13 protein-coding genes are annotated in these 15,551 nt (G+C 64.4%); 7 read left to right on the top strand and 6 right to left on the bottom strand.

Annotation, left to right across the window (positions count from 1 at the left end; all coding sequences use genetic code 11):
* Positions 1 to 60: 60 nt before the first annotated feature.
* Complete coding sequence (locus BV210_RS19235; protein WP_077208430.1) at positions 61 to 942, top strand: ParA family protein; 882 nt, start codon at positions 61 to 63, stop codon at positions 940 to 942.
* Positions 939 to 1,490, top strand: a complete 552-nt coding sequence (locus tag BV210_RS19230) for a hypothetical protein (RefSeq protein WP_077208429.1) — start codon at positions 939 to 941, stop codon at positions 1,488 to 1,490. The genes BV210_RS19235 and BV210_RS19230 overlap by 4 nt, the downstream gene beginning before the upstream one ends.
* A gap of 21 nt (positions 1,491 to 1,511) precedes the next feature.
* Here BV210_RS19230 and BV210_RS19225 read toward each other — a convergent pair whose 3' ends face one another.
* Complete coding sequence (locus BV210_RS19225; protein WP_077208428.1) at positions 1,512 to 2,543, bottom strand: GNAT family N-acetyltransferase; 1,032 nt, start codon at positions 2,541 to 2,543, stop codon at positions 1,512 to 1,514.
* Positions 2,544 to 2,624: 81 nt separating this feature from the next.
* A complete protein-coding gene (locus BV210_RS19220) occupies positions 2,625 to 3,890 on the bottom strand; it encodes an antibiotic ABC transporter permease (RefSeq protein WP_253741751.1) in 1,266 nt (421 codons plus the stop codon).
* A 303-nt stretch (positions 3,891 to 4,193) separates the two neighbouring features.
* On the opposite strand from BV210_RS19220, the gene wecB reads away from it, so the two are divergent.
* Positions 4,194 to 5,288: a non-hydrolyzing UDP-N-acetylglucosamine 2-epimerase gene (wecB, locus tag BV210_RS19215; RefSeq protein ID WP_077208427.1), complete on the top strand. Its 1,095-nt coding sequence runs from the start codon at positions 4,194 to 4,196 to the stop codon at positions 5,286 to 5,288.
* Positions 5,289 to 5,291: 3 nt separating this feature from the next.
* A complete protein-coding gene (locus tag BV210_RS19210; protein WP_253741742.1) occupies positions 5,292 to 6,218 on the top strand; it encodes a polysaccharide deacetylase family protein in 927 nt (308 codons plus the stop codon).
* Positions 6,219 to 6,245: 27 nt separating this feature from the next.
* On the opposite strand, the gene BV210_RS19205 is transcribed toward BV210_RS19210, so the two are convergent.
* The 4 genes from BV210_RS19205 to BV210_RS19190 form a co-directional block, all read right to left on the bottom strand.
* Positions 6,246 to 7,172 (bottom strand): hypothetical protein, encoded by a 927-nt coding sequence (locus BV210_RS19205; RefSeq protein WP_077208426.1) that lies wholly within the window; start codon positions 7,170 to 7,172, stop codon positions 6,246 to 6,248.
* 251 nt (positions 7,173 to 7,423) lie between these two features.
* Positions 7,424 to 8,539: a glycosyltransferase family 4 protein gene (locus BV210_RS19200; RefSeq protein ID WP_172824939.1), complete on the bottom strand. Its 1,116-nt coding sequence runs from the start codon at positions 8,537 to 8,539 to the stop codon at positions 7,424 to 7,426.
* Between the two features lie 109 nt (positions 8,540 to 8,648).
* Positions 8,649 to 10,472, bottom strand: coding sequence for a hypothetical protein (locus tag BV210_RS19195; RefSeq protein ID WP_077208424.1), 1,824 nt, complete (start codon positions 10,470 to 10,472; stop codon positions 8,649 to 8,651).
* Between the two features lie 73 nt (positions 10,473 to 10,545).
* Positions 10,546 to 11,586: a DUF1616 domain-containing protein gene (locus tag BV210_RS19190; RefSeq protein ID WP_077208423.1), complete on the bottom strand. Its 1,041-nt coding sequence runs from the start codon at positions 11,584 to 11,586 to the stop codon at positions 10,546 to 10,548.
* A 147-nt stretch (positions 11,587 to 11,733) separates the two neighbouring features.
* Between BV210_RS19190 and BV210_RS19185 the strand changes: the two genes are divergently transcribed.
* Genes BV210_RS19185 through BV210_RS19175 form a run of 3 tightly spaced genes read left to right on the top strand, consistent with a single transcriptional unit; the run spans position 11,734 to position 15,299 of the window.
* Positions 11,734 to 12,651, top strand: coding sequence for a polysaccharide deacetylase family protein (locus tag BV210_RS19185; protein ID WP_253741739.1), 918 nt, complete (start codon positions 11,734 to 11,736; stop codon positions 12,649 to 12,651).
* The gene (locus BV210_RS19180; protein WP_084802738.1) at positions 12,641 to 13,732 is read left to right on the top strand and encodes a GNAT family N-acetyltransferase; all 1,092 of its coding nucleotides are present in this window, start codon (positions 12,641 to 12,643) and stop codon (positions 13,730 to 13,732) included. Before BV210_RS19185 ends, BV210_RS19180 begins: the two co-directional genes overlap by 11 nt.
* A 1-nt stretch (position 13,733) precedes the next feature.
* Positions 13,734 to 15,299, top strand: a complete 1,566-nt coding sequence (locus tag BV210_RS19175) for a flippase (RefSeq protein WP_077208420.1) — start codon at positions 13,734 to 13,736, stop codon at positions 15,297 to 15,299.
* Positions 15,300 to 15,551: the final 252 nt, after the last annotated feature.

Raw genomic sequence — 15,551 nt, 5'->3', positions numbered from 1 at the left:
ACAGTCTGGTCAGTACGTCTGACGAATATTTATGATCAGTTAGTGTGTGCAGTGCATCATATGATCTCGTACGCGCTGTGGAGTGAGGCGGGCGGCGTCGGGAAGACGGCGCTGGCGGTCAATCTGGCGGCGGCCCACCAGCGCCACGGCCAGCGGACGCTGCTGATCGACCTCGATCCGCAGAACGGCGGCGCGAGTCACCACCTCGGCGTCGACGAGGAGCGCGCCGATCCCGACGTGGACAACATCGTCCGGCATCTGATCGACCGCCCCAACGGCGAGTTCGAGGAGCTGGTCCGGACGACCAGCCACGGACTGGACGTGGTGCCGAGCCACAACATGCTCGACAGTCTGGAGACGAACCTCCAGCGCGCCCAGGAGATGGAACAGGACATGGGCGGCCGGTTCGTCAAGGAGTTGCAGTTGCGCCGGGTGATCCGCGACGCCGGTGTGCCCGAGACCTACGACGTGGTGATCGTCGATCCGCCCGCGACCGGCGGGCAACACGTCTACAATGCCGTCTCTGCGACTGCGAACGTCGTGATCCCGCTCGAACTCTCGCCGAAGGGCGAGCAGTCGCTGCGCGGGCTGGAAGACACCGTCTCGAATCTGGAGGCCGACGTCGACACGGAAGTCGGCGTGGTCGCAGTGGTTCCGAACAAAGTGCGGCGGACGCGGATGCGCGACAAGTACGAGGAGGCCCTCTCGGAGGTGTCCTATCCCGTCTCGCCGGTCCAGATCCCGGTTCGCGAGGCGATGCTCAACGGGGCCTGGGACGCACAGACGACCGCGTTCGACTACGTCGCGACGAACGACCGGCCCGAGCGCGAGCGGGAGACGCTGGCGGCGTTCGACGAACTCGCGCGGTTCGTCTCGGCGCAGTTCGACGTTGAACTCACGTCCGGGGATCTCCGTGAAGACGAAGAGGGGGTTGTCGCATGAAGTCCGGTGCGTCTGATCCGTTTGGGGATAGCGAGGACGAGCGAAGCGAGTCCTCGGAATCGCGAACGGAGAGCGAAGCGAACCGTGAGCGTGAGGACGACGAGGACGAACGAAGCGAGTCCTCGGAGAAATCGAGCGGGGAGCGAAGCGACCCGCGAGATAGTGAGGAGAGCGAGGACGAACGCAGTGAGTCCTCGGACAGTCGAGCGGCGACCCTAGAAGACGATGCCGAGACGGACCCGGCCATCGAAGGCGGCACGGAACCAGAGGAGGGGAGTGATGCGGCCGAGGACGACGGGCCACTCGACCGTGACGAACTCCCGCTCGTCTTGCGGCGGGATCGGGTCAAAGACGAGCGGCCGGAGGTCCACCAGCTGTTCGTCCAGCAGGAGACTCACGACCGCGCCGTCGACGCCGAACGGACGCTCGAGGACCGACTCGGCGTCGACCTCTCGCGCACGGACGCACGCGAGGCGATCTATCTGGCGGGGATGGCACACTTGGACGACGCCGAGGAGATACTGCGGACCTGGGGCTACGATCTCTAATCCAGTCGGCCAGTCCGGCACTCACTTTGCAGGCGTCACCGACGCCGACCGGATGCGGTCGTAGAGGTGGGTCGCGAGCGTCAGGATCGTCGACCCGCGCTCGACGCTGTAGAACGGCTGGAGTTCCGGGTTGAACTTCGCCTTGTACTCGTTGATGCGCTGGTCGTTCGCGCCGACGAGGTCGTAGGTGGTACAGCCGCGGTCGACGGCGTCTTCCATCACCCGCCAGTCCAGCAGGTCGTTGACGGGTGCGTCGGCGTCGGTCTTGACGCCGCCCTGCCACCGAGAGACGGTGTCGCCGTGTTCACAGGCCAGGATCCCGCCGACGGGCCGGTCGTCGACGCGACAGATGTACGGGCGAATCGCACCCTCGGGGAGGTCGTCGTAGAGATCCGTGACGAGTGCGGTCGGGAGCCGAAAGTCGATGCCCTGGGCCCGGTAGCGGTCCCTGACCCGGTCGAGGATGAAGGGCACGTTCGCACGGCCGCCTTCACAGATCGCGATGCGGTCGTCCTCTCGTCCGTCACGGATGTTGGTTCGAGCGTCGCGGCTGAACGAATCGAGCAGGTCCTCTCTCCCGACCGAAAGGTCGACGAGGTAGGTGTAGGCCGGTTCCGTGTCGAATTCGTCCCACGTTAACGGCCGGAGGTCGGGGTAGCCCCGATGGAGGCGCAGATGCGTGTACTGCGGGTCGAGGCGGTCGTCGATCCAGTCGAGCGCCGCCTCGACGAACCGACGGTGACGGCGCTCGGCTTTGCGCTGTTTGAGCCCGCCGAGGTTCAGCGGGGCGGGACCCAGATACGGCACCCGCACGTCGGGCGGCGGTGACACCGCCGCGGTGACTGGGCCCTTCTGTATCTCGAAGACCGGGAAGATTCCGACCGGTTCCTGTCCCTTGAACCCCACCAGACGGACGAGCTCGCACTCGGTATGACGAGCGAGCGCCGACAACGCCTCCGTGCGGTGAAAGAGCCCAGCCCACGGGGACTGCTCGACGTAGCTGTTCCAGTGCTCCAGATCCGACTGCGTTGCTTCACGTACTTCGACGCTCATGATTTTGAGTCCACGTGCTGCGAGTTCGCTGTCGCACCGTGGCGCTGTCCTTCGACTACTGGCTGTTTTGTTATGCGACGGTTACCCGTCGGTAATCGATTCCGTCCGTCGCGCGTCGAGGTACTCGGCCATGGCGTAGGCCATCCACGCCTGACACCACCGCATCAGCGTGACGCGACGCGTGAAAAACCGCTCTTTCCGGTAGTAGAAGGCCCCGTCGCCCGCGTGGAGGTTCTCGAACACCCACTCCAGAATCCGCCGGGCGAACTCGTACTCGCCGGCGTAGGTGAACACGAGCGCGCCCTGCGTACTCGCGTGGATGTCCCGGGGATAGGCGTTCTCCTCGTCGAAGTTCGGCGCGCCCGTGGGCTCGAACAGCTCCCGGCGGTAAAAGGAGAGCGCGTCGGTCAGCGTCCCGTCGTACCGATCCGAGCCGGTCACCGCCCGGTACCGCTGGAAACACTCGATCACGAATCCGTTGTGATGGCCGTCCATCGAGAGGTGAGAGGCGTCCGGTGGATCGCGGTAGTACCAGCCGCCGCGTGCGGTCTGCAGGTCCGCGACGTGATCGAGCAGTTCCGTCGCCCGTCGTCGGTACTCCTCGTCCCCGAACGCGTCGTAGATGTCGAGGAACGTCCGCGCACACAGCGCCCCCGCGTTGATCGTGTAGTGGTCGCCCGACTTGTTCAGGTGGTAGTCGATCACCGCGCCGCGCCCGTCTGAGACGGGCCGGTAGTTCAGGTCCTCGATCAGGAAGTCGGCTGCCGTCCGCGCGAGGTCGGCGTAGGAGTCGTCGAGCGCGCTCGCTCTGAGAAGCGCCTTCACCGCGTAGGTAGTCGACACCGCGTCGGGGTCCTCGGGGCGGCCGCGACCGTCGAGGAACTGGATCGTGTGGTTGTGGCCGCCACAGAAGCCGCTGTACCCATCCCGGCGCTCGTCGACGAGCCAGTCGGCCAGCCGGCGGGCCTCCCCGCGATAGTCGACGGCGGTGGTCCCCTCGAAGTCGACGGCTTCGTCGCCGCGGAGCCGGGCCGCCGTCAGGTTCGCCATCGCGAACAGCGCCGTCCCCTTGTAGTTGCGGCGCTGTTCGACCAGGAACAGGGGCCTGACGTTGACCGGGGCGCGCTTGACCGTCTCCTGGACGGCCAGGTTCACCCACTTGTTCTCGACCGGGAGTGCCTGTAACAGGCGACTGCTCATGCCGTCGCCGTAGTCCCACCCGCGATAGTCACGCTCACGCGCGTACGTGAGCGTGCGGTCGAACCACCGGAGTACGGTCCTGTCGGCCCCGGTGATCCCGCCCGCCGCTGGCTCCGCCGTCGCTCGCTCGGATTCGATCTGTGTCATACTCACTTCCCTCCCGCCGTCGGCGCCGGGAGAACGTGTCAACCTCTCGTGACCGGCCAAGTTTGTTATACCTCGCCTACGCGTCGCAACTACGCCGCAACCATCCAAAGACGAGTATACAGCCCCGTGACCGCCGTTAAACGACATCTGCACGCCGCGTTCGCGATTGCACCGAAGCCATAACAAAGGCCGGCCGGCGGGAAGCCGCCGCCACGACACGATGTTGGCTACCAGGCAATCGGGACGGCGACGGGCAGGAACGGCCGAGGAGTCGATCGACGACGAGCGACACGGGGGACGGCGATGAAGGTGCTCTCGGTGGTCGGCGCACGGCCACAGTTCGTGAAGGCGTTCCCGGTCTCAGAGGCACTGGGAACGCACGAGCACGTCCTCGTTCACACCGGCCAGCACTACGACCGCGAGCTCAGCGACGTGTTCTTCGAGGAGCTCCCGATCCCCGAACCGGACGTGAACCTCGGCGTCGGCTCGGGGACGCACGCCGAACAGACCGGTTCGATGGTCGCAGAACTCGACACCGTCGTGGCCCGCGAATCCCCCGACGTTGTGCTCGTCTACGGCGACACCAACTCCACGCTCGCTGCGGCACTCGTCGGCGCGAAACGCGACGTACGACTCGCACACGTCGAGGCGGGACTCCGGAGCGACAACCGGGCCATGCCCGAAGAGATCAACCGCGTGCTGACCGACCACTGCTCGGATCTGCTCTTTGCCCCCTCCGAGCGGGCAGTCGAGACGCTGGCCGGCGAGGGCGTCACCGAGGGCGTCCACGAGGTCGGGGACGTGACCTACGACGCCCTGCTTGCCGTCCGCGACCGCGCCCGCGACCGCTCGCGGGTGCTGGACCGTCTGGGCCACGACGACGGCGAGTACATCCTCGCGACGGTCCACCGCGCCGCGAACACCGAGGACGAACAGCGACTGGCCGCTATCGTCGAGGGACTAGCCGACGCGCCCTTGCCCGTCGTCTTCCCTGCTCACCCACGGACCATTGCGGCGCTGAAAGCCGCCGACGGTATCGGCGACCTGCCCGAGTCCGTCCACCTCGTCGATCCGGTGGGCTATCTGGACTTCGTCCGCCTGCTCGACGGTGCCGAACGCGTAGCCACCGACTCCGGCGGCGTCCAGAAGGAGGCGTTCTACCTCGATACGCCCTGTGTCACCATGCGCGAGGAGACCGAGTGGATCGAGACCGTCGAGGCCGGCTGGAACGTCCTCGTCGGGGCCGACGCCGGTGCGATCCGGCGGAACCTCGGCCGACGCTTCGCGGTCACGGAGAAACCACAGCCATACGGCGACGGGAATACGGCCGAACGTATCGTCCGCGCGCTCGACCGGACGATCGAGGCTGCACCCGTCGAGGACGCGGTCCGGGGATGAGCCGTGACGGCGATCACGGACACCGAGTACCCGTTCGCGCTCTGCCTCACCCACGACGTGGACCGGCCCTACAAGACCGCCGTCCACGCCGCGTTCTACGCCCTCGCGGAGCGGTCACCCCGACATCTGCGCGCTCTCCTGCCGGGCCACAACCCCTACTGGCAGTTCGAGGAGATCATGACTCTCGAAGCGAAACTGGGCGTTCGCTCGGCGTTTTACTTCCTCAACGAACAGTCAGTACGCTCGCGGCCGTGGTCGGACCTGACCGACCCGCAGACGCTAGTAGAGACCGTCAGCCGGTACGACGTGCGCGACCCAGCGATCGCCCGGGCCGTGCGCCAGCTCGACCGCGGCGGGTGGGAGGTCGGCCTCCACGGTTCCTACCACACCGCTCGCGACCGCGAGCGCCTGGCCGAGGAGAAAGCCCGTATCGAGTCGGTGCTGGGCCACGACATCGCAGGTGGTCGCCAGCACTACCTCCGATTCGACGATCCCGAGACGTGGCGTCACTACCGCGATCTCGGCCTCGCCTACGACACCAGCCTCGGCTCGACCGAGGAGTACGGCTTCCTGCACGGGTACGACCTCCGCCGGCCCTTCGACGACGGGTTCGTCGTCTTCCCGCTGACGCTCATGGAGCAGACCCTCCCCGATCCCGGCGAGCGGTTCGAGGCCGCGTGGGCGGCCTGTGAGTCCCTGCTCACCGAGGCCCGGGCCAACGACGCCGTGATGACCGTGCTCTTTCACCCGCGACTGTTCGATCCCCGCGAGTTCCCCGGGTACCGACGGCTCTACCGCCGGCTGATCGAGCGAGCGCTCGACATGGGTGGCTGGGTCGGGTCGCCCGGGGAGTTCTGCTCGGAGTTTCTCCGTACTGAGGGGCACCAACAGATCACGTCGCTAAACGCTCCTGGGCGGATTAACGAGTGAGTCTCGCTGGATTGGGTAGACGACCGCTCATCCAGTGAAATCGGTAATTGGGTGTCCCTGTAACCACGGTACGACGATCCGGTTCCGGTCGCTACCGACTTGGTCGTCGAAGGCGTGGCCCACCCGATTTTCCGCCAACAACCACCGCCTGCTCCCGTCGACGGGGAACCAGCGCAGGACGTTCCCGTATCGGTCGTCGGCGTCGTCCCCGTGTAACCGCCACATCACGTCGTCGTACATACCGTAGTCCCAGAACCGGCCTCGAAGAACGTTGAATCGACCCCGTTCGAGGTCCCAGAGTATTTCGGTTTCGTCGGCGGGTTGGACGACAACGTCGAACTCGTTGCCCGCAATGTTGTCGGTCAGGCGATCGACAGAGCCGGAGTTGTGCGTGTGTATACCTCGCTGGAACCCATACCAAATGCCGGATATTTGACATCCGTTGATCCCGTATGCGTCCGACCGGTGCATGTCCACGACCGTGCCGATGTTCCGGACCGAGTGCGCTACCCGAACGAAGTAGATCGCTTGCTCGCCTCCCTGCGCGAACTCGAAGAGCGTTCCCTCGCCGATCCGTCCCTCGGTGAAGCCGCCGCGTACGTGCCAGGGGTTCGAATTTCCGTAGAATCCGAACTTCCCGCTGTCGAAGCGGAACACACTCGACGTGTAAGTTCCGTCGACGTTGCGGAGGTTCACGTGTGCGTCCTCGACCCGGCCACCCGGGTAAACGTGGTGGAGGTCTACGTCCCCCCGCGGCTCGACGGTCGCGCCGTTGTACCGCAGGACGACGCCATCTGCGATCGACCAGGGGGTGCTCGGCCGGTAGACGGATTCGGGGTAGAGCTCGACACGCGTCGTGCCGGGCGCGTCGGCTCCCGCTGCCAGTACGTCCGTTACTTCGCCCGGCGCTGCGCGTCGTACCGTTCCGTGGTCGGCCGTTGCACTCTGAGTCATGGATGGAGTCGGTGAACCGGGACCGGATTGGGAACGACTGGCGTCGAAACCGTTACATCCAGCCAGACCCGCGGCACACGCAAGCAGCAGTTCCCGCCGAGAGAGCCTGCGCCGTGCCTCCTGATCGTCGTCACTCCGGGATTGGCCCACCATCGATCTGGGATTGACGCCCTACTATTTTGGTTATGTGTCGTCTACGACATTCGAACGCTCTACCAACGGCCGGTATCCCGGCCGTTCCGCCGTATGACTTACTCCGACAGGACATTGGTCGCCCGGGACTGGGCTGTCCCCGTATCGACGGCCTCGATTCCAGGAACGCCGATGGCGGCGAGTATCCGTCGCCAGTCGTCGGCCGCGGCCTCATAGGAATAGGTCTCCCGGACTGACATCGCGTTCTCCGCCAGGGTCGTCCGACGGTCGTCGTCGGTGAGCAACCGCTTCGCCGCTTCGACCAATCCGGCCGTCTCTCCACCGGGAATGACGACTGCGGTCTGTTCGTCTACGGCGACGTCACACACGTTCCCGACGTCCGGGACGACCGGTGTGACCCCCGTCGCCATCGCCTCGATGAGCGTAAGCGGCAATCCCTCCCGGTCGGATGTGAGTACGTAGAGCCGCGCGTTCCGGTAGTACCGCGTCGGATCGTCTACCCACCCCGGCAACTCCACGTGGTCCCCGACGCCGTGGTGGCGAATCCGCGACTCGACGGCCGCCCGTTCGGTGCCGTCGCCGACCATGACCGCCCGAAGATCACCCCTCCCAGCACCTGCGACTATCTCCGCTACCACGTCGACGAACTGTACCGGATCCTTCTCCCGGGAGAACCGCCCGACCCAGAGCAGGTCGATTGGCCGGTGGGACACAGGCGAAGCCGCCGGAAACGCGGCCGGTCTGATCGGATTCGTGAGTGTCGCTACCCTCCCTGGTCGCACGCCGAGTGCATCGAGTTTCCGACAAGACGCAGTCCCCGGGACGGAAACGACCGCGAACCGACTCATGAGCCACCGGACTGCCGGCCCGTAGTATCCGGTCGCGTGTACGTCGATGTCGCCCCCGATGACACCGAGGTGGGTCGGGACAGAAGCGACTCGACCGGCGACGAGTGCCGCACATCCGTACGGGAACAGAGAGAACGAGCAGACGGCCGCATAGTCGCGACGAACGCACTCGACCACGGCGAACAGCGACAGAATGAGGAGGTCGAGCGGTCTGACGCCGACGGTCGGCGGCGTTTCGATGTCCACGCCGTCGATTGCCGCCGGCGGATTCACACAGAGCATCGTGGGATCGGCGACCCGCGCGAGTGGCCCGACGTGTCGCTCCGCTTTTCCCTGGTTCCCAGTGAAATCGGCGACGACCAACACCGATGACTCCTGCGTTGACGTACCGGTCATCGAGGTAGTACCCCGAGGCGAGACCGTTAGTTATAGAGTGGATTCGGTGTCGCTGGCCGCCAGCGGGCCACCGGAATGGCTATCTCGAGGCGGGGACCAGGTAGAGATCGAACTGGTCGTTGGCGACGACACGATCGACACGGCGCTGTGTTCCGATTCCACGTATCTCGGGCCGTGTGAATCGGAGCCCGCGATAGGCTCGTTGTTCCCGCTCGATGGTGGCCTGACTTACCACGACGTAGGTGTCCGTCTCGAAACGCCTAGTTAGCGGTTCGGCCATATCGTCCTCGGTGATCGTGTAGTGGCTTCGCTTCAGGTCCTCGTTCCCGTTAACCGCGTCGTCGTAGCGATTGGGCGCGTTTCGAAAGCCCGCGAGACCCTTGCTCGTGTTCCGGACAGCGAACGTTTGCTCGTACCCCTCTATCTGCATGTCGGTGACGTGTGGCGACGCCTTGTAGACGTACGGCGACGGAAATACGGTGATCAAGGACGCCACGACGAGTACACCCAAGATGACCGAGAGCCCTGCCTGAATCGAGATCGACGACGACCACCGAACGCGGCTGACGCCTTCGTAGACAGCGATCGCCGCAAGGACCACGACGAGCACCATGACCAGACCGACGACCCGGAAGTACAGCTTCGAAGCCGAACTGAGGAAATAGAGCCCGAACACCGTGCTGAGGCCGATCAGTCCGACGGTGACGTATTTCGTCACCGACGGAATATCACGGAATCGACCCTCCGATCCCCTGAGGAGGATGTCGACGATCAGCGCCCCGGCCGCTAGCGCAACGATCGCCTTTACAGCGAACAGTTTGAGGAACAGTTCCGGGAGACTCCCGCCGACTTCCTGCAGCGATCCGCTCTGTGAGGCGACTGCCGCCCCGGCCGTTCCCGCCCCCCCGAACAGGAACTCGAGCGTTCCCCCCACAGCGGCGCTGACGGTCCCGAGGAAAAATCCGTGATTCGAAGACCACCCGAAAAAGAGCACGATCAGAAACAGCGTCTGCCCGTACAGTGTTTCGTGGTCGCTGATCCGGGTCCGTGAGGACCAGCTGTCGACCGGACCGGACGACGCTCTACGACGATACGCGTACTGAACGAGACAAATTCCGACTGCGACGGCTATCAGGTGGGCCACGAGCTGTGGATGGTACAGGAGCGTACACGCCGAGACGAGCGCCAGCATCGCTCCGACCGCCGATATCGAGATGCCCCGGGAGGATGTGGTGACGTACTTCAGAAGGAGAAAAAGGAAGACGGTCGAGACGAATATCGCCTGCGACATTGCGTGTGGGAGGAGATACGTCGAGATCGACGTGATCGGAAGGAGCAAAAACGCGCCGAACGCGGCGATGGCGGTCGCCATTCCGGTTGGAGCGACGAGCCTGACACAGAGCGGTACGAAGACGAGATATACGAGGGCCGATCCCAGCACGACGAACAGCATCGCCCGCGACAGCGGTATCCCGACGACGCCACTGACGAACCCACCGGCCGTGTGAATACCCGGATAGAACAGGTCAAACGGCGACATGGTACCCGTGCTGATCGCTCGTGCCCACCCGAGGTGGGTCAATGCGTCGTGGTGTCCGTAGTAGCGGTATCCGCGGACGATCGGGAGGCCGATGAACACCGTCATCGCTGCCCCTCCGACCACGAGCGCGCCGGCCAGTACCCCTCGATCATCGGCTGCGCCAGCGGTGAGTCCCACGAGGATCGCCGTGGCAAGCGCCACGGCGAGACACGCCCAGACCGCAACCGGCGTCGCGTGGTAGACTGACAGTTCGTACCCGGTTGCTGGCGTTCGGTGTGCGATCAACACCCCCACTGCCACCGCTGTCGCCCCGATTACGAGACCGACCTTTCCGAGGCGACGCCGGGTCGGCGAAAGGACCATTTCAACGACTGATCGACCCCCTCACAGTTTGTTATCCTCTATTTACTCCCCGCCGAACCGCAACGGGCGGGGATCATGGGGTTTCGTCAGCGGCCGATACCCAGAAGTAGGCGTGCTGAGACGCACTCTCCGGTGTCGGCGTCGCGGGTGCGTCGCCCTCGTACAGGAAATAGCTCACCCGCAGGTTCTCGCCGTCCAGAACTGGTCGAAGACCGTGTCTGTAGTACCACGTCCCACCTGGCGGGACAGTCGCGTTCCCGCGGGAGAGCACCGCGCGCTCGGTCACCCGATTGTCCTCGCCTGACGGATCGACTCGCTCAACCACTACGACTAGTTCGTAGGTGGTTTCCCGCCCCTCGCGATTCTCGACGGCCGCGACGAGTCGCCGATCGTCTGCTGTGTCGAGATCGGTTGGATAGTCCCCCGCAACTCGGTCTCCCGACTCGTTCTCGGTGAGTATCGAGATCGTCGAGTACTGCTCGCCGTCCTGTGGCGTGGCCAGCGCGTATCCAACAGCGCCAGTCGCCGCAACGAGGCTAACAGCGACGAGCAGGTTCAGCACAGTCTCCCGCTTCGAAGTCCCGGCGAGTGCAGTCCGAATCGACGCAAGGGTGCGGCCGACGTGCCACCTATACCGGTCGGCGTCCGAGACCTGTGCCCGTCGGTACACGGCTACCGCCGCCATCACCCCCGCATACCCGCTCACAGCCCCGGCGCGTACGGGTGACTCGAACGGCCATGGTGAGACGTCGATGGCGAGTGCGAGTAGTGGCAAAAGCGCGACGCTCAGTCCAAACGACAGTGCTGCTCGTTCGACGCCACTCACCTCTCGAACCTGCCCGAGAGCGCCCGTTCGCTCGAGAGTGCCCGAGCGTGCCCGCGGGAACGCAGCCGCGACGGTTACGTATCCCGGAACCAGAAACAGAAGCGGGAACCCGAGAACGGCCCGGACGAGCGGCGACGACACCCCGACCGTGAGCAGGCTCACCGCACCGAGCGCGAAGGCGACCACCAACACGAGATCGGTCGGTACCTGCCGTACCGCCGACTGGATACGCCCGCGTACCGTCCCGAGAACGCCGTCACCTGTCGACCGAATCAGGGACTCCCTCATCGTGTATCTTCCCCGATGGGTTGGGTCTTTGTTATAAGTCGTATACCGGGACGGTCGTCACAGGACCCGATCGTGAACACGGGTCACAAGTTCGCTCCTAACTATTGCGGACAGCGATCTGTTGATCAAACGACGATGGGACGGATCGTGATATCGATCGACGCCGAACTTGCCTGGGGGTTCCACGATCAGCCGGACCGGCCCACGGAACGGATCGAGCGGGCCCGGTCCGCATGGGTACGTCTCCTCGGGTATCTTGATCGCTTCGAGGTGCCGGCGACGTGGGCCGTGGTCGGCCACCTGTTTCTCGACGAGTGTGACGGTCGACACGGGAACCACCCCGCACCAACGGAGTGGTTCGCCCGGGATCCGGGTGGTACCGAGGTCTCCCACCGTCGGTGGTACGGGTCGGCATTGATCGACCACATCCGAAGTGCGGGCGTCGATCACGAGATTGGTTGTCACTCGTTCTCACATGTCATCTTCGACCCAGGTCAGATCGGTACCGACGTGGCGGCCGCCGAATTCGAAACGTGCGTCGAGATCGCTGCAACACACGATATTTCGCTCCGCTCGTTCGTCTATCCCCGGAACGTAGTCGGATTCCGAGCGCAACTGGCCGAACACGGGTTCCGCTGTTACCGCACCAGAACGCCCTCACGGTGGTACGACGACGCGCCGCTGTACCCACTCGCGAAACTCGCCGGATACACTGTCGGCGACGCGCCGCCGGTCGTGACACCACGAGTCGACGAACACGGGCTGGTCGAACTGCCGGCGTCACTCGACCTCTTCTCGTTGGAGACCCCCGTCACGTCGGCCCTCGAACTGATCGCCGAGGATCCCGTCGTCAGGCAGGCGAAACTCGGTATCGACGCGGCGGCCGACACCGACGGCGTGTTCCACCTCTGGCTCCATCCGAACAATCTGACGCGAGCGGCCGACTTCGAGCGGCTCCGGGCCGTCCTCTCACACGTGGCCCGACGACGACGGGACGGCGCGATCACGGTTGCGACGATGGACGAAGTCGCTCGCCGAACGCTGGACGGTGAGTATGCCGGTTAGCTACACGGTTCGTCCCTTCCGGCCGGACGACCACGACGCGTACCTATCGCTCTACCGTGACGTCTTCGACGGGCCGGCCAGGCCAGCGTGGTTCCGCTGGAAATACCAGGATAACCCCTACGCCGACGACGTCACTATCTACGTCGCCGAGACCGACGGGGAACTGGTCGGCGCGAGGTCGTTTTTCCCGATGCCGATCGCGGCCGGCGACGACGCCGTGCTCGCGTACCAGCCGTGTGATACGATGGTCGCCGCTGACCACCGTCGACGCGGGCTGTTCACCGAAATGACAGAAGCCGCCATCGAGGCCCATCGCGACGGCCCCCCGTCTCTGTACTTCAACTTCCCGAACGACCGGACCCTCCCCGGCAACCTCGATCTCGGCTGGCGGGCCGTAACGACACACCCGATATACTATCGGATCCAGCACCCGGCCGCAGTCGTCGGCTCACGGATCGAAGGCCCGATCGGCACACCCGTTGCTCGAACCATCGCGTCTGCGACCGATGCGTATTACCGTGTACGCGACGCCCTCGCCAGACCCGGTGGATCGCCCGTGACCGTGGAACGCCGTCGGGGCGTTCCGATCGACATCCTGTCCCGTTTGTATCGGAGCGCCGTCCCGGACACGTTGCACACGCATCGGGAGGAGCAGTTCCTCGACTGGCGGTTCGACAATCCTCGCTGGGACTACGATACGTTCCTGGCCCGCGAGGGAGGGGCTGTCGTCGCTGCAGTCGTCGTCGGGCACCGGAACCGATACGGGTTCGATCGCGCGAACATCGTCGACGCCCTCCCACTCTCGGGGCTGCGGCCTGCCGTCGTCCGGGCATTGCTCGCCGCCGTCGTCGACCGGTACCGGGACGTCGACCTCTGTACCGCGTTGCCCGGCTCGATCCCGACGGAATCACTCTCGGCGCATGGGTTTCTCCCCGACACCACTCCTCCGCTCTCGCTCGCGACCGAGACGACGACGCTCGTCGTCCGTCCGCTCTCGGAGGAGGGGCAAACGGTCGGCGGTCGGTCGGTCGACGAGGCGGCAAACTGGTCCATCACGTTCACCGCAAAGGACACTAGCTAATATGCCGTCGACGAGGAACCTACTCGACGGTTTCAAGGCCGTTCTGGCGTCGCAACTGCTCCGAATTGGCATCAGCGCAGTGATCACCCTTCTGCTCACCAGGGTGTTTCTGACTCCCTCGGAGTACGGTCGGCTATACCTCGCCATCTCCGTTCTCGGTCTCGCCCTGCTGGTCAGTCAGCTGGGTATCGCCAAGTCGACTGCCCGCTACGTCACCGAGTACCGCGAGCGGGACCCCACACGGATTCCGTTCATCGTCCGCTCGATGATCCTCATCAACGGCCTGACTATCCTCGTCGTCTCGGCTACGGTGTTCCTGTTTCGCAGCCGGATCGCCGGGTTGTTCGGCGGGGACGAACTGACTGCGTTACTCTCGGTCGGTTTCCTGTATATCGCTTTTCGAACGCTCAACACCTACGGCTACTATCTGTGTCAAGGGTTCAACGAGGTCGACTGGAGCGCCCGCCAGTCCGTCGTCACGGACGTTGGGACACTCGTCTCGATGCTCCTGTTTCTCGGTCTGGGGATGGGTGCGACGGGTGCACTCCTCGGCTACGTGTCCGGATACGCACTCGGTGCGGTGTTCGGCCTGTTCGCCCTGTTCCGACTGGTATCACGGATCGGAGTCTCCTCGCGGGAGGACGGTCCCGATACGGATACGTCGACGGAACAGGGGGCTGCCGACTTGGCTGGGGACGGGAGGGACGACGGTCGTAATGCCGAGGATGCAGCCGTCTCGAATCTGGCGCTCCTTCGGCGCATCCTCTCGTACTGCGTGCCGTTAACGGTCACGAGCGCGGCGGAAATCCTCTACAAGCGCGTGGACATACTTCTGATCGGGTACTTCCTCACGCCGGTCGTCGTGGGGTACTACACGCTAGCGAAACAACTGACGGAGTTCGTCACTGCGCCGGCGAGTTCGCTCGGCTTCGCACTCTCTCCATCCTTCGGTGAGTACAAGTCGAGCGGTAACCTCGACCGCGCGGCCCGCGTATACGAGACGACGCTCGAGTACACGCTCCTGTGTTACCTCCCAGCAGCAGTCGGCATCTATCTCGTCGCCGACCCGGCCGTCAGGTACGTCTTCGGTGACGGATATCTCGGTGCCATTCCGCTGGTTCAGATTCTGTCGGTGTTCGTCGTCCTGCAAGCGATCAATAGAATCACGAACGACACGCTCGACTATCTCGGCCGCGCTCGGGGCAGAGCTGTCGCCAAAGGCGGTACCGCCCTGCTCAACTTCGGTCTGAACCTCGTCGTCATCCCCGTATACGGTGCTGTCGGAGCGACGGTCGCGACGGTCGGTAGCTACGCGATCATGTTGACCGTGAACCTCTACCTGATAGACTCGGAACTCCCGATCTCCCGGACCCAGGTTGGGAACCGGTTGGGTCGGGTCTGTGCCGTCGCACTGGTGATGGCCGCAGTCGTCTCGTTCTCCCAGCGGTTCGTTACCGACATACCAACGCTGATCGGCAGTGTCCTCCTCGGCGTTACGACCTGGACCCTGTTGGCCGTCTCGATGGGACTGCTCGACGTCGACCAGCTCCGCACGGAGTTGATCTGACCGCGCGCCAGCTACCGATCTCGACTCCGGCCGAACGCTGACCCCGACTACAGGGAAAACTCCGACCGGTTCCGGACCGTTCTCACGACTGTTAGGCGGTTCTTACCGAGGTTCGATCCGATAACGAGCCGGCCGAATACGGTTGGGCTCGCATGCTATCCGACTACTCTTATTTACTTGCGTTTATTATATGTTATATGACTATTCAAGGCCAATTACGCACTCTAACATGCGGTTTTGATACATAAATGA

This window comes from Halorientalis sp. IM1011 (assembly GCF_001989615.1).
Classification (GTDB): Archaea; Halobacteriota; Halobacteria; order Halobacteriales; family Haloarculaceae; genus Halorientalis.
Note: the sequence above shows the minus strand (reverse complement) of the source record. Positions and strands in the feature narration are given on the sequence as shown.

Excerpts from the sequence above, each read along its gene's own strand:
- wecB (WP_077208427.1), top strand. The coding sequence starts at position 4,194 with ATGAAGGTGCTCTCGGTGGTCGGCGCACGGCCACAGTTCGTGAAGGCG.
- BV210_RS19205 (WP_077208426.1), bottom strand. The coding sequence starts at position 7,172 with ATGACTCAGAGTGCAACGGCCGACCACGGAACGGTACGACGCGCAGCG.
- BV210_RS19235 (WP_077208430.1), top strand. The coding sequence starts at position 61 with ATGATCTCGTACGCGCTGTGGAGTGAGGCGGGCGGCGTCGGGAAGACG.
- BV210_RS19190 (WP_077208423.1), bottom strand. The coding sequence starts at position 11,586 with ATGAGGGAGTCCCTGATTCGGTCGACAGGTGACGGCGTTCTCGGGACG.
- BV210_RS19175 (WP_077208420.1), top strand. The coding sequence starts at position 13,734 with ATGCCGTCGACGAGGAACCTACTCGACGGTTTCAAGGCCGTTCTGGCG.
- BV210_RS19225 (WP_077208428.1), bottom strand. The coding sequence starts at position 2,543 with ATGAGCGTCGAAGTACGTGAAGCAACGCAGTCGGATCTGGAGCACTGG.
- BV210_RS19195 (WP_077208424.1), bottom strand. The coding sequence starts at position 10,472 with ATGGTCCTTTCGCCGACCCGGCGTCGCCTCGGAAAGGTCGGTCTCGTA.
- BV210_RS19180 (WP_084802738.1), top strand. The coding sequence starts at position 12,641 with ATGCCGGTTAGCTACACGGTTCGTCCCTTCCGGCCGGACGACCACGAC.
- BV210_RS19230 (WP_077208429.1), top strand. The coding sequence starts at position 939 with ATGAAGTCCGGTGCGTCTGATCCGTTTGGGGATAGCGAGGACGAGCGA.
- BV210_RS19220 (WP_253741751.1), bottom strand. The coding sequence starts at position 3,890 with ATGACACAGATCGAATCCGAGCGAGCGACGGCGGAGCCAGCGGCGGGC.